Below are 22,554 nucleotides of genomic sequence, written 5' to 3'. Positions count from 1 at the left end.
GTTAGAAATTATAAGTTGCAGTTATTGAAAAATTAAAATTCCGTTTTGGCATGGGGTACCAGCTAATGATTTCATATTCCTCTCCAAGAATATTTTTGGCAACAGCTTGTACCTCAAGATCAAAGTTTTGATATGCTTTTTTGAACTGTACATGAGCATCAACCACTTGATAAGGGTCCAATGAATTATTGATATTTTCATTTTCTGTTAAATATCTCCTGCTGATCCATCGGTATTTCAAGACAGTAGTTACATAGTCTCGTTTAATTGTAATAGAGGCATTATATTTCCATTTGGGCACAAGCCGAACTTGATTACCCACCCCTTGGTCTCCGGGGAACCGAGCTTCTGAAATCTCAGTATCTGTTAATATTCCTTTTTGAGCTACTTTTAAAGACCATAGATTTCCCCGCAGAAAAGTATTCTTTAGATGAGCTTCTATCCCTTTTGTAGTAACCTGTTCAACATTACTGGGAGCCCACTGCCCGGATCCACCGGGATACCAGCGAATTCCATTATCAACTTTACTGAAATAACCCGTTAGGTCGAAAGTGGTTATCCCTATAAAAGGGGTTTCACTTAACGAAAGACCCAGCTCAGCACTATTGCTGAGCTCTGGCTTTAGGTTGGGATCTCCTACTTCTCCCCAATAAAGAGCATTAAATGAAGGAGGGTTAAAGTCTCTACTAAGTTGCCCGCGAATAAATAATCGCTCTTCAAAAAGCTCATAGTTAACACCTAAGGAAGGACTGACTATCGTTCCAAAATCGCTATAAATATCTAAACGTAACGCCGGATAAACACGCAAATATTCATCCGCCAATATAAATTCAGGATTAGCCAAAGCACTAAACTGCCGGCGATTCCGTATGTTGTTATAGTTATTCGTCTCAACGCCAGTCAGCTCACCGCTTATCTCTCCCTTTAAAAAAAGGTGTTTGCTTACAGGATGAGTAGCAGTAGAACTAACCATCCACCGTTTTATAGTACTTAAACTGTGAGTACCAATACTCGGATCAAAGTAGTTTAGTTCTACTCGTTCCATATAATTTTTAAATGATATATCTGTCTTGCCCCAATCTACATTATACAAGCTCAACCATCGCATAGACTTATCATTTTGTTGAGCTTGGGGATCTGTGCTAAGTATATCTCCGGGAATCTGATTTTCACTATCTGAAATCCAGAAAGTCGTCTTCCATCGTTCTTTTTTGTTTTTTCTACCTACCGAAGCCATCATGCTATAACGCTTGCTTCGGTTGTGCTCACGCTGTTCAATCGTGTTGTAGGCTCGACTAAAATACTTAAAATCATTTTCCCCATAGTCGTACAGCCCACGATATGCCACATAAGTACCAGTTGATGAGCTATATTTACCTTGCAGCGATGTTTGCCACTGACCATAGGAGCCTATGCCTTGGTGCATGGTAACGTAGCTTTTCTGCTTCCAATCAGATCCAAGATATAATGCACCTGACAGACTTCCTCCACCAAAAGCGGTACTGGGGGTACCAGAACTAACTTGCACATTAGAAAAGAAACTGGCCGGTAAAAGTGACAGATCAGTCTGTCCCTGCATTGGGCTATTGATTGGAATTCCTTCCCACAATACCTGTATTTGCTCAGACGAGAGCCCCCGTTGTGAAGCTGTAGCCATACCTCCGGGTCCATAGTCTTTTATCACTAGGGAGGATTCTGCTGCTAATACTTCAGCAACTGATAATGTCTTTAACATCTGAAGCTGTACTGAATCTATTACCTCAACATTCGTAGGCTGATAGTTCAGTGGCTGATAGATACGGGTAGCTACCACTTCAATCTCATCAAATTGAAGCGTATCACTTACTGTTTGTCCGTACGTAAGATTGTGTGTAAGAAAAAGGGCACAACAACATATAGCTGTGCTATAGCGAATATATAGTTTTATCATAAAATCCTCGTAGAAACTTTAACTCCCGAAAGTTCCTCGAAATAGAATAGATTGGCAGGTCTCCTGGCTTTTCCAACTGTCGGGCCTTCCCATTTGCCAAATGGCTAATAGTGGCACAAAGATATGCGACAGTGTTATACGGAATTACAGTTGCGGGTACAGCTTTCGATTTCCAAGCGATATGCTCGTGCACGAAATTCCCTTTTCACCCCAGTATTAATGGGGAACCGAATCACTATTTCAAAGAGCGCTTAAAGGTATAAGCTTTAATGAGAAAATAAAAACGTATTACCCATTATAATTTTAAAATATTAGCTAGGGTTTCTAGCAATATTGAAACAACTGCTCCAATACCTCCTCAATTGAATCACATTCAAACTGATCTTCACAACAACGGAGCGTCCACTTGAAATCATCTTTTAAACGCTTCACTTCTACTTGAATATCAGTACCGTTCGACTCTTTGACTTGGTATCCTGATCGTTCCAGGGCTCGCCGTGTCCAAAACTGTCCTACAGCATCACCATGCAAGTAAACAGGCGCTTTTTTAGGGTGAAGCAATTTAAAGGATCCTGTACTACGATCGAATTCGAAACTGTCCCGTTCAAATACAGACTCAAAAGTACCATCCAATACCAGGTCCTCTGGAGTACCTGTTACCACATTCCCATTCATATCAATAAGCCATAAGGTATCGGCAGCCTTTAAGGCTAAATCCAGCTCATGAGTAGACAGTAAAATCCCTTTTTGGGTATCGTGAGCCAACTCCCGCAGGAGTCTAATAATCTCTACCCTATTAGGTAGGTCCAGATGTGCAGTTGGTTCATCGAGCATAATGGCCGAGGTATTTTGTGCCAGTGCGCGAGCAATCATTACTTTTTGGCGTTCCCCATCACTCAAGCGCAAGACATCCCGATTAACAAACTGTCCAATTCCTGTTGATTCTATAGCCCATTGCACGACTTCTTCATCTTGCTGGCTAAGTGAGCCAAACCAGCCGGTATAAGGTGACCTTCCAAAGGAAACCAGTTCATAGACACTTAAATTACCGATTGTTAGCCGATCAGTAAGTACTGTACTCACTTTTCTAGCAATCTGCTTGGTAGAGAACGATTTCAACTTTTTATTTTCCAGTTCTACTGTCCCTCCAAGTGGGTAATGTAAGCCTGTCAACGTTCTGATAAGTGTTGACTTACCCGAACCGTTGGGACCCAGCAAGCATACTATTTCACCACTATTTAACGCTACATTTATACCAGATGCAACAACTGTTGGCGACTTCATAGCTCTGCGGGCTGGAAAACCAATGCTTAAACCTTTAGTCGATATGATCTGTTGTTCAAATGCCATCAAAATGAGGCCTGTAGGTTTTTGCGTTCGATAATCACCCAGATCACCACTGGTGACCCTATCAGTGAAGTAACAGCACTAATGGGCAGGGTTGTTGTTGACCCCGGTACCTGTGCAATAATATCACAGGCTAACAGCAATATGGCTCCCATAAGAAGCGTGCTTGGTATCAATACCCGGTGATCGTTGGTTCCCAAAAGTGAACGAGTCAAATGAGGTACAGCGATCCCCACAAAACCGATAGGACCACAAAAAGCGGTGATTCCCCCCGCCAATATACTTGTACTCACAATAATCCATATTCGTGTACTAGTAACAGAAAGCCCCATACTTCGGGCATAGTTTTCACCGAGTAACAAGCCGTTTAAAGATTTAGATAATACCAGTGCAATACCACTACCCAAAATAGCAACGAGTGCTAATATCCATAGTTGGTCAAGTGGCACACCGCCCAAGCTTCCAAATGTCCAAATCAGATAATCCTGTATCTGTTCAGGTCGGCTAAAATACTGCCAGATGCTTACTATGGCGATCGTCACATTCCCAATCATTAACCCAATAATAAGAAGAGTTACATTATCTCTAACCTTGATAGAGATCAATAGAATTAATAACAGCACTACTGCCGAGCCCAAACTGGCAGCTAATACGATAATCCAGCTTCCCATGGCTGATAACTGTTGAATGGCAAATATACTTGTAATAGTGCCTGCGGCCAGCATTACCACTGCTACCCCAAGGCTGGCTCCGGCAGTAATGCCCAGTACTGATGGACCCGCCAGTGGGTTTCGAAAAAGTGTTTGCATCTGTAGCCCCCCAACAGCTAGGGCACTACCCGCTAAAATGGCTGTTACAGCTCGCGGTAGACGAATATTAATCACAATTTTATGCCAAGAATCTTGTCCTGCATCAACCCCCAAAAGAATTTGTACAATTGCTTCCAGAGGAATGTCCACCGAACCAAGGGCTAAATTCAACAAAAATAGTACTCCAACCCCACCTATTAAAAAAAATAGATAAAGCGGTCGTATTCCCACTCCATACTGTTTTGTTTGATCGGCTATTGATCTACCCATTACTTGATTTTCTGATAGTAATAGAGTTTATGATCCGGAACTACTTGAGGATGTAAAATCTTGATCAAATCAGCTAACAAGATATCTGGATTAACTACCCCCGATTCCCAGTAGTCATTTCCACCTTTGGGATGCTGTCGTTTATTATTGTTGTATATTTTTCCGGTTTTAAAAGATTTGAAATCTTTAAACCGACTGTCTTTTGCCAAAATATCTTCTTTGGATTGGGCTGATCCCGGATTCAACCAAATATCTGCTTCTAATCCCTTTTCATATACCACCTCAAAACTCTTGCGTAACCCTCCTGTGCCTTCGGTATCTAACCAAGGGTAGTCAGCTCCGGCATCTTTTAAAAAACGGGCAGCAAAACTGTCGCCAGCCGATACAAACCATGCTCCTTTATACGGCATACTATTAATAATCAATGGTTTCTGAGACACAGTATCGATAGCAGCTTTCAATTTATTATACCGCTTAACAACGGCATTGAACTTTTTGTTAGCCAACTTTTCTTTATTCAATAAAGCGGCCATTACTTTCATCCATTCTGCTTTACCAAGTGGAGTTGTTTCCAGCCATTCAGAGTTTACCAAGATGTTGATGCCCGAGTCAATAAGAACACGGTAATTATCAAATTGTGACGACTGTCCTCCCGAAATCATTAAAACGTCCGGGTTAAGCTCCAGTACCTTTTCTTTATTGACCTCTCCCTGCAGCAAACTCATAATATCACCATTCTCGATTCCCTTTCGAACTTTGGGACTGTACACATATTCAGCCCCCACCATCCCGGAAAGAATATCGTTAGCTTCCAGCATCTCAATAAGTCCAATATGGGTCGTAGAACTTGCAATCATACTTTGAACGGGGATAGTAATTTTACGAGCATCTCCCACCTCTACTTTGCCTTCCAATTCTCGGGGAATTAAGGCATAGCGCAAAGTATCAACCTTATCTTGGAAAGGTTTTAGAATTTCGAGGAGTTTATAATTGTTGTGATATTGGATCTGAAAGCCCTCAGCAAATTTTGCATGCACTTGATCCTGAAAGTAAACAGAATCAGGGGGCGAATAAGTGGTGTTAGACTTTTCTTTCGCTTGTTGACAGGCAGTTAATGATATTCCAACCGAAAAAAGTCCGATGAGCAATATATAAAAACAGAAACAGTAAAGACGTTTGAGAAACATGGATACGGCTCTTTCTCCCGAGAGCTTTTTCCGTCATCAATACGGGCAGGTCTTCTGGCTTACTCCTCTTTTATGATAACCTTCCCATCTGCCGCAGACAGATAGTGGATTTCAGCATCACAAAGTTCATGGAGCTTACAGCAGCGGGGACTGCTCCGGACTTTCAACCAAGACAATAGGTTGATCACCGAATTCCCATTTTAACTACATTGATCACAATGCAGACCTTTATTGAATCAGTACATTAAAATTATAAGATTCATAATAATAACGGTATTCTGAGTCATAAGCCAACAAAGAAATACTCAAATTTCTATTCCAGAATTAGTAAGGGTTCATACTATTTAGTAAAATAATTAAGATTTTAAGTGATGAATAGAGATATATTATTTTGATTTTGGGATTAGTTATAACTGTTGCCCCCCTCCTGGGGCATCTGGGTAAAAATCTTGCCTAGCTGTTGAAAATTATAAACGATAAATTCCTTTCCCTTCTATACCAGAACTAAAAAAGTAGATTAATCTATTTATGTTTCTATCCTGATTCAGGGGATGGAGTTAAAAACCAAATAATCACCCTTAAAACCTTTTATAAGCCATATTGTTAGCTTTTCCCGCTTCATTTCTCTCCTTCTTTCAATACCAAGCCACCCTTAAACTTATTTTTTTTCGTAACAAATTTCTGAATTGGTGCGTAATGGAAACCAAGTAGGTTAAAAATTCTAAATCTTTTCAAACTGGTTTTAGTATGAATAATTCAGCAAAATGGTTGACTTTAGGTGTATTAGTTTGGTCCGCAACATTCATCTATTCTTGTAGTACCGAATCCCAGTCAAAAGAGGTGACTGATAAAGATTCTACCGCAACTATTCCCGTAGAAGTAGCAATTGCTAATAAGGGCGATATCGCTGCTCATTACTCCAGCACTGCCACGCTGGAGGCAGATGAAGAAGCTACAGTAGTAGCAAAAGTTCGAGGCATTGTAGAAACGCTTCATGTCGAAGAAGGAGATGTAGTTAATACCGGAGATCTACTGGTACAACTCGAAGATGAGCAACTTAAACTTGAAGCCCAACAAGCAAAAGCAACAATGGATCGGCTTAAGAACGAGCTCAATCGCAAAAAAGAGCTGTACCAGAAAGAACTTATCAGTGCACAAGAGTATGAAAATGCCAAGTATGAATACCAAGCTCAAAAATCTGCCTATGAGCTGGCTCAACTCCAAGTCAAACACACTAAGATAACAGCCCCTATTGATGGTATCATCTCTGATCGTATGATTAAAGTTGGAAATATGATAAACACCGATCAGGAAGTATTCCAAATTACCGATTTTGACCCCCTCTTGGCCGTACTTAATGTTCCTGAACATGAGATGAATAAACTTGAAAAGGGACAACCAGCAAATATTAAAGTAGATGCTATTCCCGGCAAAATTTTCTCAGGTAATGTCTTGCGGATAAGTCCGGTTGTTAATGCTGAAACTGGGACATTTAAGGTAACAGTTTCAATAAAAGATGAATCTCGACAATTAAAACCGGGGATGTTTGGCCGGGTCCGTATTGTCTACGATACCCATCAGAATACGCTGATGGTTCCCAAAAACTCAGTAATGACTGAAGACGGAACCAGTAGTGTCTATATCATTAATAATAATATGGCCTATCGTAGGAATGTACGTACTGGCTACATTAATGGAGAAAACATTGAAGTATTAGAAGGCTTAAGTCCTTCCGATACCGTAGTAACAGTGGGCCAAAACAGCCTTCAAGATAGTGCCTTGGTAGACGTTGTCTCCTATTAATTAGCCGATTTTTCACACAAAAAGGGGTATCTAAAATGAAATTGATTGATTTTTCTATCCGCCGAAAAGTGACGATTGCCATGTTTACCATTGGCATCATTTTATTCGGTTTCGTCTCATTAAGCCGACTCAATATTAACTTGCTTCCAGAACTGAGTTACCCTACCCTGACGGTACGTACTGAATTTGAAGGTGCTGCTCCTGCTGAAGTTGAAAACCTGGTATCAAAACCAGTAGAAGAAGCACTGGGCGTTGTTAAAGATGTGCAGCAAGTTCGATCTATTTCCCGGTCGGGACAGTCTGATGTGACCCTTGAATTTGCCTGGGGCACCGACATGGATTTTGCAAGTATTGATGTGCGCGAGAAGCTTGATGCCCTGCAATTACCTCTTGAAGTTGAACGTCCCGTTATTCTGCGTTTCGACCCCACCCTGGATCCAATTATGCGATATGCATTCTATATAAAGGATGGTAATGAAAGGCAACAGGATGTCAATTATGCGAGTTTAGACAGTAAACAACCTACAAATTCTCATATCAATAAGCTTAAAAAGCTTCGTCGGTTTGCAGAAGAACAGATAAAAAAAGATCTGCAATCTTCTCAGGGGGTTGCCTCTATTAAGATAAGTGGTGGACTTGAAGAAGAAATACAGGTATCTATTAATCAAGATCGGCTGTCTCATTTAAATATCCCCATATCGCAAGTAACACAGGTACTTGATGCCGAGAATGTGAATCTCTCCGGCGGACGCCTGGAAGAGGGTAACCAACAGTATTTGGTGCGAACGCTAAACCAGTTTAAAACTGTAGATAATATTCGTAACGTCGTTATCACAACCCAAAATGGATCCCCCGTTTACCTTAAAGATGTTGCCACTATTGAGCAGGGATATAAAGAACGGGAAGCAATATCGCGACTGAACGGACAGGAAGCAGTTGAAATCGCCATCTACAAAGAGGGAGATGCAAATACTGTAAATGTAGCAAGTAATGTACAGTCTAAAATGGGAGCTGTATCAGATCATTTGCCTAAGGATATGGCTGTAACTAAAGTATATGATCAATCGACTTATATTTCATCGGCCGTAAGTGAAGTCGTTAATGCAGGTATTATTGGTGGTATTTTAGCAATTGTTATCTTGTTTCTCTTCCTTCGTAATTTCTGGACAACGGTAATTATTTCTCTATCAATTCCTGTCTCCGTTATTGCCACTTTTAACCTAATGTATGGAAACGATATTACTCTTAATATTATGTCGCTCGGAGGTATTGCCCTAGGTATCGGGCTGCTGGTTGATAACTCTATTGTAGTACTTGAAAATATTTCGAGACATAAAGAAATGGGCAAAGGCCCCATACAATCTGCCAAAGACGGTGCAGGAGAAGTAGGAACTGCTGTGATCGCCTCTACCCTTACCACAATAGCTGTGTTCTTCCCACTTGTTTTTGTACATGGTATTGCCGGACAGCTGTTTAGAGACCAAGCTCTTACGGTAACCTTCTCATTGCTGGCTTCACTGGTTGTTGCAATCACACTAATACCGATGCTATCTTCATTAGCCGGTCGTGAAAGAGCTAAGGTGAAAAAACCAGAACTTCGTAAACCACGAACAATGGTAGGACGATGGATGCGTGCAGCACGTATCTTTATCTTTGAAACTATACCTTCTTTTATAATTGGTGTATTCAGCAAAATTGTACGCTGGTTAAGTAAAGGTATAATGTTTGTGCTTAAACCTTTTCTCAATGCTTTTGATAAAGGATATACAGCTATTGAAAACTGGTATCCAGATGTTCTAAAATGGTCTCTACGTCACCGATTCACCGTTATCTCGTTTGCATTCTTATCTCTCTTAGGAACATTAATGCTGGTTCCCCAGCTAGGCATGGAACTAATACCCTCCCTATCACAAGGGGAGTTTAATGTAGAATTTCAGATGCCCCCGGGGACGCCAATTGAACAAACTGACCGTGCTCTTCAAATGGTACAGAATGCAGCGAATGATGTCTCTTCTATTGATGCCACCTTTGCTGTTGCCGGTACTGGTAATCAAATGGATGCCAATCCAAATCAAGGTGGAGAAAATTGGGGTGAACTCAATGTAACCCTAAGCAGTGGAGCCGGACGTTCACTTGAAGAAAGTACAATAGATGAGCTCAGGCTGGATCTCCAACGCATTCCAGGGCTAGAATATAAATTTTCGCGTCCTGCTCTTTTTACCTTTAAAACTCCTGTCGAAGTTGAAATTTCAGGCTATGACCTGGACAACCTCAAAAAAGTAAGTGATCGAATCCGTACAAAGCTCAGTTCTAATTCCCGTTTTGCCGATGTTAAATCTACCATGGAGCAAGGTAGTCCTGAAATACAGGTCACTTTTGATCGCCCCAAAGCTGCTGCATTAGGACTGCAGGTTTATGAAGTAGCAGACCTTGTTGTCAGTAAAGTGCGAGGTGATATTGCCACTCGTTACTCTTGGCGAGATCAAAAAATTGATGTTCTTGTCAGAGCTAAAAAGCAGGATCGCTCAACGGTTGATGATATCAGGAACCTCATTATCAATCCCAATAGCAATGCTGCTATTCCATTGTCTAGTATTGCTAATATTGAGGTTGCAACAGGCCCGAGCGAGATTAGGCGTGTTGCCCAACAACGCGTAGCCATCGTATCAGCGAATCTAAGTTATGGTGACCTTGCTACTGCTGCCGAAGAAATTAGATCTGTGATTGATGAAACTACCATTCCTACCGGCTTACAAGCACGCGTAAGCGGTCAAAACGAGGAGATGGCAGATTCATTTCAATCACTTATTTTCGCCCTTTCTCTGGCTGTCTTCCTGGTTTACCTGGTAATGGCCTCACAGTTTGAATCATTAATGCATCCGTTCATAATTCTTTTCACTATCCCCCTTGCCCTTGTTGGTGCAATTCTTGGATTATGGCTTACCGGATCAACCATTAGCGTGGTCGTTTTCATCGGCCTCATCTTACTGGTAGGAATCGTAGTAAATAATGCGATCGTACTCATTGACTTAATTAACCAACTTCGGGAACGAGGTAAAGATAAGATTCAAGCAATTTTGGAAGGAGGAAAATCGAGATTGCGTCCTATTCTTATGACAACTCTGACAACAACTCTGGGCCTGCTACCCCTGGCAATAGGGATTGGAGATGGTGCCGAGCTTCGTGCCCCAATGGCTATTACAGTCATAGCCGGCCTCATAGTATCTACTCTACTGACACTTGTAGTTATACCAACGATGTATGCCATTATGGATCGCAAGGTGTACAATATCGCTGTATCAGAAGAATCATCAACCTCTAAAAACTGAGGGATACCTTATGAATTTCACTGATCTCTCACTTCGTCGTCCGGTAACCACCATCATGGTGTTTATAAGCTTTGTCGTTATCGGCATTATTGCCAGTCGAATGGTACCCCTTGAGTACTTCCCGGATATCTCTTTTCCCGGTGCCTATATATCGGTACCCTATCCTAATTCTACACCTGAAGAAGTAGAACGAAATATAACCCGCCCCATCGAAGAAGCCCTGGCAACAATTAGTGGGCTGGAACGCATGAATTCTACCTCCAGTGAAAATCAGGCAGGCATTTTCGTGCAGTTTAAGATGGGATCCAACATTAGCATGAAGGCGATGGAGGTTAAAGAAAAAATTGATGGAATACGCAACCAGTTACCCGATGATATGGAGCGGTTTAGCATCAATAAGTTTTCTGCGCAAGATAACCCGATGATGAAACTTCGCATCTCCAGCAAGCGGAATCTTTCAAATGCCTATGATCTACTTAACCGCAATCTAAAACAACGTATTGAGCGTATTAATGGTATTGCAAAAGTAGATTTATACGGTGTTGAACAGAAGCAAATTCGCATTGAACTTATTCCTGACCGACTTAAAGCTCACAAGGTAAATCTCAATGAGCTCACGCAAAAACTGCGAAGAAGTAATTTCTCAGTCACAGCCGGCAAAGTTGAAGATGCCGGCAAGCGGTATATGGTTCGTCCAACGGGAGAACTGACCAATCCTGCTGAATTTGCCCGTCTTGTTATTGGTCCTAATAATCTGCAACTAAAAGATATAGCTACTGTCGGCTATGGTAAACCCGATAGAGATTATGGCCGTCATTTAGATCAAACTTATGCCATTGGTCTTGATGTATTTAAAGAATCGGGTGCTAATACAGTGGAAATAGGTGACAAGGTACTTACCGAAATTGAAGAAATAAATAAACTGCCTGAAATGCATGGCATCAAGATCTATGAGATGAATAATCAGGCTACCGGTATTATAAGTTCTCTTTCAGAGCTTTTTAAAGCAGGACTGCTGGGGGCTTTTTTCTCTATCATCATTTTATACCTCTTCCTGAGGCGACTTAGCACCACCCTCATCGTAGCCATGGCTGTTCCCTTTTCACTCATTGTTACCTTGGGACTACTTTATTTCATGGATTTGTCCCTTAACATACTTTCTATGATGGGACTTATGTTGGCTGTGGGAATGCTAGTTGATAATGCCGTTGTCGTCACAGAAAACATCCATCGTAACCAAAAACTAATCGACGATAAGGTCGAAGCTACCAAAAGAGGTGTTAAACAGGTATCAATGGCTGTTACAGCCGGTACCTTAACAACAATCATTGTATTTTTGCCTAACATTATCAGCGAGGATTCCATGATTGCCATACAGCTATATCATGTAGCTATTACCATTATTCTGGCATTAGGGGCCTCTCTGCTTATTTCACTCACTATTATTCCCCTATTTACGTCGAAGGTTAAAGCACCGAAAAAAACGGAAGAGAAAAATAACATCATTAAAAAACTTGAAGAAAAGTACAGTGCTACTTTAAATTGGCTTTTAAAGCGCCGATATACTTCAAGCTTTCTGATATTAGGTACGCTTCTCAGTGTTGCAATTCCGATGAGTATGACAAATATAGATATGTTTCCCTCCTCAGAATCACGAGAAATCTATTTGCGTTATCAACTTAATGATCGTTATACGGTAGAACGTGTAGAACAATCGGTGAGCCGTATTGAAGAATATCTCTACAGTAACAAGAAAAAGTTCGAAATTGATGCTGTGTACTCTTATTTCGAACCGGAAAACGCGACCTCAACCATCTTACTTACCGATGATGATAAAGCAGAAAAAGATGTTAAAACTATAAAAAAGGAGATTGAAGAAAATCTGCCTAAAATTGCTATCGGAGATGTTTCCTTTGAATTCCGTGACCGAACCGGTGGAGAACAACTCCGGGTGTTTATTATTGGGGAATCTTCTGAGGTACTGGTAAACCTGGCTAACGAAGTGGTCCGGCGCCTGGAAGACACCCCGGGTATAGCTGAGGTCCGATCTGAGGCTGAGACCGGTACTGAAGAGGTTCAAGTTATGGTTAACCGGGAACGGGCCCGCAGTATGGGAATATCCACGTCTGAAGTTGCTAATCTTGTTTCCAGTTCTATTCGTGGTACAAACTTACGCCGGGTTCGCGGTAAACACGGCGAAACTGATGTTGTCTTGGCTTTGCAAGAGTCTGATCGCCAGTCTATTCAAGATCTTATGAAACTCCCTGTTACTTTAAGAGATCAAGAAGAAACGGTAACCCTTGCTTCTGTAGCTGATTACCGTATGGATGTAGGACCACGCACGATCCGCAGAGAAAACCGTCAAACTTCAATGGGCATTACAATCAGCCTTGATGATTTGCCTATGAATAAAGCTAAGGAAAGAATCTTCCCTATTTTGGACCAAATTAATTACCCTGCCGGCTACGGCTGGAGTCAAGGAAGAAGTTTTGAACAAGATCAGGAAGCAATGGATGAGATGCTTATTAATATGCTTTTGGCTATGTTCTTAATCTACCTGGTTATGGCTTCTCTTTTCGAATCTGTGCTATTTCCTTCCAGTATTATTACCTCCATTTTCTTTGCCGTAATTGGGGTTTTCTGGTTTTTCTTTGTTACCGGTACAACCTTTTCATTTATGGCCATGATCGGGATACTCATCTTGATGGGGATTGTGGTCAATAATGGTATTGTACTTATCGATCACATTCATCAGCTTCGAGAATCAGGGATGAATCGATTTGAGGCTATCATTAAAGGAGGAAAAGATCGTATGCGTCCCATTTTAATGACCGCGGCAACTACGGTATTGGGATTACTCCCACTCTGTTTTGGGACTACCCAAATTGGCGGTGACGGTCCTCCCTACTTTCCCATGGCACGGGCTATTGTTGGGGGCTTAACCTTTTCTACTGTTGTTACGTTGGTTATCTTACCGGCAATTTACCTGATCCTGGATGACATTAAATTATGGGGTAGCCGGGTATGGCAAACTGGTACGAAAAGAACATAAATTTAATTAATTAAACGTACCCCTCTTTTACCTCTGGTATCTGACTTAAGGTGATTTTTAAAATAGATTTTAAAGCTTACTTTGCACTTTTTTAAAAAGGCACATTTTTATGGATACCGAAAAACTTAGCTATAAAGAGTCTTTTAAGATCCGCGCATCAGAAGTTGCTAGCAACCACCAAGCAACACTCCCTGCAATAGGAAATTTGTTACAAGAGATTGCCGGTAACCATGCCCGTAAGCTTTCATTTGATATTACTGACCTTCAAGAAAATAACAGAACGTGGGTACTTCACCGACTTCACATTCAAATGGAACGGCTCCCCGACTGGAGAGAAACCATTTGTATCCAGACCTGGCCCTCTGGCGGCGACGGACTTCGGGCCCATCGTGATTTCTTAATACTGGATAACAAAGAGACAATAATAGGTCGAGCTCTAAGCTACTGGCTGATATTAGATATTGAAAGTCGCCGCCCCACCCGCATACCAGAAGAGATTTTAAAAAAGGTACCCACAAATAGTGATCATGTACTACAACAAAATGAGTTTCCTTCCCAACCTATTGAATCACCGGTAAGCAAAAAATATTTTACCGTACGAAAATCTGACCTTGATCTGAATAATCACGTCAATAACGTCCGTTTTGTGGAATGGATGTTTTCATGTCTACCTGATTCTACCCCAATAAAAAATATTGATATCGTCTTCAAAGCTGAATCTACGTATGGTGATAAGATTATTGCCCGCCAAATGAATACAGATGAACATACCTATCTTCAAGTTGTGACAGAACCAACCAACAAAATACTGGCTGAAGCCGTCATTTAGTATCCCCTACTCAGAGGTATGCAAATGATCTTTTTCCTGATGATATTCTTCGGGATGAGATTCCATTTCCCTAAACTCTTTTGCGGTATAAAAAACACCAATCATGAAAAGTATAGTTACAAATACGCCAAAGCCCAGTAGATAGGTTTCCATATCAATTATTGTTCTTAATTTTCAGATAGTTAGCAAACCCCAGTATACTGGGAACCCATAAGCCTACAAATATTGCACTTTCAGTACTTCCGGTGAACCAAAGTGTTATAGAAAAAATAAGTGAAAGAAGTGCTGCGGCAAGAATAAAATAATCCGATTTCTGTAGCATATTTCCTATTTATTTTGCAATTCACCCATATAAAAAAGGGAACGACTAAATCGTTCCCTTTTCTCAAATAATATGATATGTATTACACCTTATCCCCAGTTCGGAGCAAAGCTTGGATTTACCAAACGGGTAGTTTTCTCTAGCTGGTCAATCCTATCGAAATCTTCATCTTCAAGGAAAAAATCAAAAACTTCAAAGTTTTCTTTCAGATGCTCTTCATTCGATGCTTTGGGAATTGCCACTACATTTTCCTGCTCGATAAGCCAACGCAAAGAAATCTGTGCCGGTGATTTATCGTATTTTTCGGCAATTTCCTGCATTTCTTTGTTTTCTGTAACCTTTCCTTGAGCTAGTGGGCTGTAGGCCGTAACCATAATATCTTTCTCAATGGCATAGTCCAACAGATCCAGTTGGTCAATAAATGGGTGGAACTCAACCTGGTTACAAAAAATAGGAGCTCGAATTTCATCATTTGCAATTTTGAGCAAATCAAGCGGAAAATTACTTACTCCGATATTCATTGCCTTTCCTTGATCTCTGAGCACCAACATGGACTCAATAGTTGGCCGAAGATCGTATTGATCATTGGGCCAGTGTATCATCAGAAGATCTACATATGGGGTATCCAATTGGCGGAGACTCTCCTCAGTAGACTGTAACACATCATCAGCGTCAAGGTTAGTGTGCCATATTTTGGTACTCAGAAAAATATCTTCTCTCGGAACATTAGAAACATTCAATGCCTCCCCGATTTCACGCTCATTTTTGTACATCTGAGCAGTATCAATATGTCTATAACCAAGATCGAGTGCTGTTCGAACTATTTTTGAACACTCTCTGTCGTGTAGCTTATAGGTCCCGAGCCCGATCTCCGGAACCTCAAGTCCCTGTATATTTTTATATTGCATTTTTGTTAAAAGAAATACTCCGTATTTATTGAGATTTAAGTAGTGCTTCGAATATTGGATTAATTAACGATGAACTAAAATATACAAACTAAGACGGATCTGAAAGACTATTCCTGAATGTCCTTTAATTCTCAAAATATACCATCTGATACTATAAAAAGATTCCTTTAAAACAACAATAGATATCTACGTTGACCTATCCGGCAATGCTGAACAAAGAAAAAATTAACAACAAAAACAATGCATACCTTTTATAAATAAATATCAAACCGTAGTGCTCAACAACCTTTCCATAGGTTTGATTCCCACTTTATAAATATTCACTGCACTTTATTTTATCAGCGTCATCTTACGGGTATAAACCTTCCCTCCAACTTCAAAACGGGCAATATATATACCACTTGGCATGCTACTGGCATTCCAGCTTACTTCATTTCTACCCGCTTCTGCGGGACCATCAATAAGGGTAGCCACTTTCTGACCAATCATATTCCAAACGGTTAGTGTAACTTCTGCATCTTTTGTCAATTCATATGATATAGTAGTAGTGGGGTTAAATGGATTGGGATAGTTGGGGTTCAATTTTGCAGAATTCGGCATTTCGCCTGAAGATAACCCCTGTGAATTAGGTTGAACTTTCAGTGTAAACCGAGCATCAGATTCAGATTTTACCTTTCCTTTATTTAATAGTTTCTCTTTTTGATTGATTTTTTGTGCATCTCCAACATTATAGTTTGTAAACTCATACGTATTCGTTGTTCGAAGATTGATTTCACGGTTTTCCATTTCATCAACCAGAATAAACTCCCAATCTTCTGGCACCCCTTTTAGTTTTTTCCAACGCAGTATAAGCTTTTCTCTGCTACCAGCCTCGAAATATAATGGAATATTCAGATTCGCATCTAAACTACGAGGAAGCACGTTTTTTTGAAGACGATTACTATTTAACATACTATAGAAATTAATAGAACTCGGATCTAACGAAAATAAGTGATAACCATCAAAACGGTCCGAGTCAATTGCCCCTAGATCATTAAATTCTAAATGATAGGTATCAAATTTCTCTGTTCCATGTAGCTCCAGCCCAAACTGAAATGAATCTTCAGATTCTTTTTTATAATAATTTGTGCTACCATTGGGCATAAGATTATCTTTGTCCAAGATTACTTCTGTATCAATACCATCTTGCATATAGCGAACCCAAAAAGCTTGGTATGGAGCTAATCGTTCACCATCCCCTTTTGACAATTCAACATAATCTGCACCCCCAGACTTATTATTATCCCAGACATAAATATTTGTATTTACCATTCCAGCTGCTTCCAAGGCCGAAAAAAGAGCATCTACTGAAATATCCGTCCCAAATGGATTGCCCAATAAGTTCCAGCCTTCATTCCCATCGATACCATTTTGCTCATCAGCGTCATGTGCTGAAACTGGAACATTTACAGTTCTATTATTATCAATATTATCTGAGCTGATAAATTTTGGAAACCCTCCTTGTATACCAGAAGTATTTAATTCATCATCTTCAAAAACATATACGATATATCCTTTACCGACTTCCAACGATGATGACATACTGGATGGCGTCGCAAATGCTCCTCCATTCTTCTCCGACCAAGAGAATATGCTTCCTGTACCCGAAAGTTCATCAGAACCACTAAAGCCTTGCACCCATAGATCTCCAATCAAATCTTCGAAAGTAGTTCCTTGACCGGGCGATGATATCATGCGCCACCCTTCATTTCCACGAAGTGCTACTACATGTCCACTAGTAAAAGAACTGCCATCTACTTTTGTTCCTGGCGAAAACAACTCGCCATTACTATCTGATACTTGCGAATGTGGAATACCCTCCCCAGTCTCATCTGGAGCACGTGTTATAGATTGACCATTTTCTGTTTCTTTTTCATATGCAATATTATCAACAACAGTCCCGGATTTATCTAAGAGAGTAACCTGTCCATAACTATTTGTTAAACTCAAGTTAGATGCAGTATGTACAAAGGCACTTCCAAACTGTCCCGATGGAGATCCCCCGCCAAAAACTACAATGGCCCTGCCTGCCGGTAATATCGTACCCTCAGGAAAGGTATAGGTTATGTTATTTCCCCCATCATTAGATAACTGCCAACCGGAAATGTCAATTTCTTTGGTTTCAGAATTAATAATCTCAATAAATTCATCATCAACTCCATCTCTGATACCGTCTCCGTTGGCATCTCCGTCACTCCCTGCAGTAGGATCCGCTAAAAACTCATTGATTACAATTTTGGGAGAATCATTATCAGCAATTGTCAACGTCATTACGTCTGGTTTTACAAGTGAACCGGAAGTATTATTACGAAGACCAAATACTGCTTTTTCATCTCCTTCAAAGTTATTGTCCTCCGACAGTGTTATCGACACCCCCTGTTTGGTACCATCTACAGCCCCAGAACCAAAACTTACCTTTGTGTTGGTGTAGTTATCCAGATCAGCTGAACTGGCAGTACTCACATCACTCAAAAAGCTGATATCAACATCTACCGGGCTAGCAGTAGATTCTAAGAGTTTAACAATTAGTAAAATAGTACTACCCTCGGTACTAGTTAGTTTAGCAGAAGAAAAAGCTACTGTTGGAGCAGATACTATCCTAAAAGATTCAGTATCAAAAGGAAAAACTTTTGAAGCTTGGTTACTACTTCCATCGGCTTCCTCCCATTTGCCATCTTTATTGAGCTTTTTTCTATATCCACTTTTTGTATTTCTACTTCGATCTCCACCAAACTGTTGGCCACCAGTGACAGCATTTAACAGTATGGCATCAACGTTTTGTGTTAATCCAGTTCCTGACAACGTCCCTTGAGTACCATTGTAATGATCAATTGAATTAGAAATTGCTCCAAGCATTGGAGTATTAGGGGTGTCCTTATCAGTACCGGTATATGCGAAAATAACGCTACCAGATCCTAATAAGTTTATTTTAGTAGCATCAGTGATAGAACCAATATTCACAGAAGGAGTACTATTCAGATCACGAAAAGAAAGGACTGTTCCTGCTGAAATACCCCCAGCGGGAGAATTCCAAGTAAAATTACCCGCTTCATTACCAAATGAATTTCCTAACCAAGGTCCTTCACTGAAGTGAATTTCCTGTTCCCCAGCTACGCTTTCAAAAAAAACCACTGCAAAGCCGTCAGAGTCTTCAACCTTGAATCCAGTAAAGGCGATATCACCCGATGATAACGACTGGCCATAGCTTATCTGTGCAAAGCTCCCAAAAAGGAAAACTAAGAAAAAACAGGTCTTAAAAATCTTTTTACACAGTAGCTTTAGGGCCATCCAAATTTAGTCAATTTTGATTAACTAACCTTTCATATAATTAATAGTATTTTACCATAATTTTCAATTATATGAGTATTAATATGTGAATGAAAAAAATGTCAAAAAGATTCAAATTATTGCAGCCGACGGTGACTCTCCTGTCTTAATGATTCGAGATGTATAGCATTCATAGACATCACTTTTTGATACCTTTTTCTGGCTTTTTGTGAATATCCGCATTTTTCGAGGATCTCAGCAAGATTAAACTGGAATATGATATTTTTGGGATACTTGCTTACCAGCTTTTCTAGATATGGTAACGCTTTCTGGGGTTGCTCTTCTTTTTTGTAGAGATAGGCTAAAATCATTTTGGCGTCATTACTCACATAACTATCAGAGGTCGCCGCCTTCTTTAAAGCAGAAAACCCTGCTTCAGTGTCTCCTGAGAATCCAATCATATTGGTTACCCATTTTAAGCCATTGGGGACACTGCCCACCATATAATAAAACATTCCTTTGCCAATAAGAGCCCTAGGATCATCCGCATCTAACATTAACAGTTGCCGTGTGTATTTAAAACCAGTCATTCCACTTTCAATAGCAGTCCGATACTCTTCTTGGCTGGCTGCTACCAAACTGCGATACCCATATAATCCACTTAACATAAGAACCATCGTGGTATCCCGGGGATGTTGTTTTAATTGATTACGGCTTACACGAATTGCTTGCTCTGAACGTTTTAAAAAAAGATTTGCTGCCTGTTCAGAGGTATCCCCAAAATAATAGGTCCAAAAAGGGATCATTGAAGAAAAGAAGTAGGCTCGTGAATCCTTGGGATTTTTTTGCTGCAGCTTATCAAATATTGTTTCTGCCCGATCCCAATCTGTTTGATAAAAAGCTTCTATTCCCTTTTCGAGTTCGTTTTCATAGTTCGTTGTATCATAGGAAGGGGTATAAAATGAAGCATGGGCTCCCGAAACGGAACCCATGAATATCATTAAAAATATCGAAATCGTACATTTCATAGGACAAATAATTTATAGCTTTAGAAACGCCCCGGTACGAGTTTACCAAACTACTCGTCATCATCTTCAAGGTGCATCTCACCAAGTAGTCCTTCGGTATGGGCTACTGCAACAGAAACAGCAGCATCTCCTGTAATATTTACCGCGGTACGGCACATATCCAGAATTCGATCAACACCCAGGATAAGAGCAATTCCTTCGACCGGAACTTGAATAGCTTGAAGCACAATTACGAGCATAATAATTCCCGCACCGGGCACCCCTGCCGATCCTATGGAAGCAAGAGTAGCAGTTATCACAATGGTAAGTTGTTGCCCAATACCAAGATCGAGCCCCAATGCTTGAGCAATAAATACTGCTGCTACGGCTTGGTACAGACTAGTACCATCCATATTAATAGTTGCACCTATAGGCAATACGAAACTGGCAACTTCTTCGTCCACTCCCACGTTCTTTTCTACCCGCTCCATTGTTACCGGCAAGGTTGCTGAGCTCGAGCTGGTACTAAATCCAAGTAACATAGCCGGGCGAATAGCTTTGAAAAAATCTGTCAGCTTCATCTTGCTGAAAATTTTGAACAAACTTGAATACACTAAAAAGAGATGTAATAATAGACCTACCAACACAGCTACACAATACCATCCCAATGCCCCTAAAAGGTTCAGGGCTTGCCCGATATCATCCCCGGCTAAATCTACAATAACCCCTGCCATTAGGGCAAAAACTCCATAAGGGGCTATTTTCATCACCAAATCTACAATCTTGATGATCACCTCATTAAGGGAGTCAAAAAAGTTAATTAACGATTTACTTTTATCTGAGGGAATTTGGATGAGACCTATCCCCAGCAAAATTGCTACAAAGACGACTTGCAACATATTGCCATTATCAGCGGCAGCCTTGAAAAAGTTTTGGGGAACGATATCCACAAAAAAGGTCATTGGACTGCGCTCCATCACTTCTTTTGCCGATTGAGCCGACCCTTCAATATTACCTTCGTAACTGGACATCAATTGGTCTTGTGTTTCAGTTGGCAAAAAATCACCCGGCTGAATAATATTAACCACCGTTAACCCAATAGTAATAGCAAAAATAGTTGTCACCAAGTAGATCCCGATGGTCTTACCTCCCATCCGAGATAGTTTTGTGACATCATTGAGGTTTGTTACCCCAACAATAAGCGAAGCTAAAACGAGTGGAACAGCAATCAGCTTCAACAAATTTATAAATATGGTGCCGATAGGCTGGATATAATCGATAGTGAAGGCTGTGTAACCAGTTATACTGGCTATGAGTCCCCATATTAACCCCAACACCAAACCAATGATAATTTGCCAGTGTAATTGCTTGTACCACTTCTTCATATAACTATCAATTTTAAGATTGCGGCCAGTACCCCTCCAATTCCAGTAGAAATTCCATTAACAATATTATTAGTAATAGGAATTGTTTGATTTATAACCGGAAGCGTTACTGAACTGTTATTACGTTGAAAAATCGCACCAAAATAAGAATCAGCGACAGATCCTAAAAATCCTGCTGCAAATATGCAGATAAATAGGGCCAATTGTAATGAAAAAACGTAAATAGATATAGCAGCGATAAGTGCACTTCCCAGTAACCCTGCAATGGTACCTTTAATACTTACTCCTCCATCGGTACCTATCGATACCTTCCTAAAATTGGTAATGAGATAAGTGCTATTATCTGCTCTTGTTCCTATCTCAGTACTCCAGGTATCCGCAGTAGCTGTAGCTATTGTTCCCACTGCTGCTACTATAAAAAGCTGAGAATCAAATATGACATACAAAATCAGTGATATCACGAGCCAAAATCCATTAGCCCAAACTTGATTTCCGCTGCGCCGAATACGTTTAGGAAGATCTGCCTGCAGCTTTTTTGTGTTTTTAGATAGCGTAATGCTACTTATAAAAAAAATAAGTAGTATCCCTGCAGTAGACCATCCTCCAAAGCCGAGGACAAATACTCCTACCACAATTGCTGCGAACATTCCATCAAGAGTCAACCGTTGGATCAAAAAAGCCAGAAATGAAAAAGCTGTAGCCAACAACAGCCCTAATATGACATGCCATTGCTGTTGAACCTCAGCTGCTGATATAAAGATCAACACTAAAAAAAAACAGAATAATGCATTTAGTTTACGATCCACAAGCGTGGTATTAAGATTCTTCGGAGGCTTTGCCTGTTTCATCATCATGCTTCATAATAGAAACAATAACTGTTATATATCCGGTCATGATAACGATGGGAGAAATATAAAGAGAGATAAACCCATTAACTTCATTTTCGATATACATTGCTGAAAATCCCGCAATAACCAACAGTATTCCCAGCGCTAACACTTTATAATTCCAAGAACTAAAAATCATTCTATTATTTTTGCGCTGCTTTGTAGCCATTAGTAAAGATAATT

16 protein-coding genes and 2 riboswitches are annotated in these 22,554 nt (G+C 40.4%); of the genes, 4 read left to right on the top strand and 12 right to left on the bottom strand.

Going from position 1 to position 22,554, the window contains the following annotated elements; genetic code table 11:
• Position 1 precedes the first annotated feature (1 nt).
• The 4 genes from FCN14_RS01540 to FCN14_RS01525 all read right to left on the bottom strand — a co-directional run bounded on the left by FCN14_RS01540 (position 2) and on the right by FCN14_RS01525 (position 5,543).
• Positions 2 to 1,930, bottom strand: coding sequence for a TonB-dependent receptor plug domain-containing protein (locus tag FCN14_RS01540; RefSeq protein ID WP_138429328.1), 1,929 nt, complete (start codon positions 1,928 to 1,930; stop codon positions 2 to 4).
• A gap of 36 nt (positions 1,931 to 1,966) precedes the next feature.
• A riboswitch (cobalamin riboswitch) is annotated at positions 1,967 to 2,177 on the bottom strand.
• Positions 2,178 to 2,254: 77 nt separating this feature from the next.
• On the bottom strand, positions 2,255 to 3,214 hold the full coding sequence (locus tag FCN14_RS01535) for an ABC transporter ATP-binding protein (protein ID WP_171032772.1): 960 nt from the start codon (positions 3,212 to 3,214) through the stop codon (positions 2,255 to 2,257).
• A 65-nt stretch (positions 3,215 to 3,279) separates the two neighbouring features.
• Positions 3,280 to 4,356 carry an iron ABC transporter permease gene (locus tag FCN14_RS01530; RefSeq protein ID WP_138429326.1) on the bottom strand — a complete coding sequence of 359 codons (1,077 nt, stop codon included), beginning with the start codon at positions 4,354 to 4,356 and terminating at the stop codon, positions 3,280 to 3,282.
• On the bottom strand, positions 4,356 to 5,543 hold the full coding sequence (locus FCN14_RS01525; RefSeq protein ID WP_138429325.1) for an ABC transporter substrate-binding protein: 1,188 nt from the start codon (positions 5,541 to 5,543) through the stop codon (positions 4,356 to 4,358). The genes FCN14_RS01530 and FCN14_RS01525 overlap by 1 nt, the downstream gene beginning before the upstream one ends.
• Positions 5,544 to 5,570: 27 nt before the next feature.
• Positions 5,571 to 5,788: riboswitch (cobalamin riboswitch) on the bottom strand.
• Positions 5,789 to 6,290: 502 nt separating this feature from the next.
• Here FCN14_RS01525 and FCN14_RS01520 point away from each other — a divergent pair.
• The 4 genes from FCN14_RS01520 to FCN14_RS01505 all read left to right on the top strand — a co-directional run bounded on the left by FCN14_RS01520 (position 6,291) and on the right by FCN14_RS01505 (position 14,556).
• Positions 6,291 to 7,346, top strand: coding sequence for an efflux RND transporter periplasmic adaptor subunit (locus tag FCN14_RS01520; protein ID WP_138429324.1), 1,056 nt, complete (start codon positions 6,291 to 6,293; stop codon positions 7,344 to 7,346).
• A 35-nt stretch (positions 7,347 to 7,381) separates the two neighbouring features.
• Positions 7,382 to 10,675: an efflux RND transporter permease subunit gene (locus tag FCN14_RS01515; protein ID WP_138429323.1), complete on the top strand. Its 3,294-nt coding sequence runs from the start codon at positions 7,382 to 7,384 to the stop codon at positions 10,673 to 10,675.
• 10 nt (positions 10,676 to 10,685) lie between these two features.
• Positions 10,686 to 13,727, top strand: coding sequence for an efflux RND transporter permease subunit (locus FCN14_RS01510; RefSeq protein WP_138429322.1), 3,042 nt, complete (start codon positions 10,686 to 10,688; stop codon positions 13,725 to 13,727).
• 109 nt (positions 13,728 to 13,836) lie between these two features.
• Entirely contained in the window at positions 13,837 to 14,556 is a 720-nt protein-coding gene (locus FCN14_RS01505; RefSeq protein ID WP_138429321.1) for an acyl-[acyl-carrier-protein] thioesterase, read from the top strand.
• 6 nt (positions 14,557 to 14,562) lie between these two features.
• On the opposite strand, the gene FCN14_RS15665 is transcribed toward FCN14_RS01505, so the two are convergent.
• The 8 genes from FCN14_RS15665 to FCN14_RS01475 form a co-directional block, all read right to left on the bottom strand.
• The gene (locus FCN14_RS15665) at positions 14,563 to 14,709 is read right to left on the bottom strand and encodes a hypothetical protein (RefSeq protein WP_171032771.1); all 147 of its coding nucleotides are present in this window, start codon (positions 14,707 to 14,709) and stop codon (positions 14,563 to 14,565) included.
• 1 nt (position 14,710) lies between these two features.
• Positions 14,711 to 14,878, bottom strand: a complete 168-nt coding sequence (locus tag FCN14_RS15660; RefSeq protein ID WP_171032770.1) for a hypothetical protein — start codon at positions 14,876 to 14,878, stop codon at positions 14,711 to 14,713.
• A gap of 89 nt (positions 14,879 to 14,967) precedes the next feature.
• Positions 14,968 to 15,786 (bottom strand): aldo/keto reductase, encoded by an 819-nt coding sequence (locus FCN14_RS01500; RefSeq protein ID WP_138429320.1) that lies wholly within the window; start codon positions 15,784 to 15,786, stop codon positions 14,968 to 14,970.
• 330 nt (positions 15,787 to 16,116) lie between these two features.
• Entirely contained in the window at positions 16,117 to 19,113 is a 2,997-nt protein-coding gene (locus tag FCN14_RS01495; protein ID WP_138429319.1) for a lamin tail domain-containing protein, read from the bottom strand.
• Positions 19,114 to 19,229: 116 nt separating this feature from the next.
• Positions 19,230 to 20,120, bottom strand: coding sequence for a tetratricopeptide repeat protein (locus FCN14_RS01490; RefSeq protein ID WP_138429318.1), 891 nt, complete (start codon positions 20,118 to 20,120; stop codon positions 19,230 to 19,232).
• 50 nt (positions 20,121 to 20,170) lie between these two features.
• Positions 20,171 to 21,484: a dicarboxylate/amino acid:cation symporter gene (locus tag FCN14_RS01485; RefSeq protein ID WP_138429317.1), complete on the bottom strand. Its 1,314-nt coding sequence runs from the start codon at positions 21,482 to 21,484 to the stop codon at positions 20,171 to 20,173.
• Positions 21,481 to 22,290, bottom strand: a complete 810-nt coding sequence (locus tag FCN14_RS01480; protein ID WP_171032769.1) for a DUF92 domain-containing protein — start codon at positions 22,288 to 22,290, stop codon at positions 21,481 to 21,483. Before FCN14_RS01480 ends, FCN14_RS01485 begins: the two co-directional genes overlap by 4 nt.
• 10 nt (positions 22,291 to 22,300) lie before the next feature.
• Positions 22,301 to 22,540 carry a DUF3098 domain-containing protein gene (locus tag FCN14_RS01475; RefSeq protein ID WP_138429315.1) on the bottom strand — a complete coding sequence of 80 codons (240 nt, stop codon included), beginning with the start codon at positions 22,538 to 22,540 and terminating at the stop codon, positions 22,301 to 22,303.
• Positions 22,541 to 22,554 lie beyond the last annotated feature (14 nt).

The sequence above is a fragment of the Fodinibius saliphilus genome (assembly GCF_005869845.1).
Taxonomy (GTDB): Bacteria; Bacteroidota; Rhodothermia; order Balneolales; family Balneolaceae; genus Fodinibius; species Fodinibius saliphilus.
This window is presented reverse-complemented; position numbering and strand designations above follow the sequence as displayed.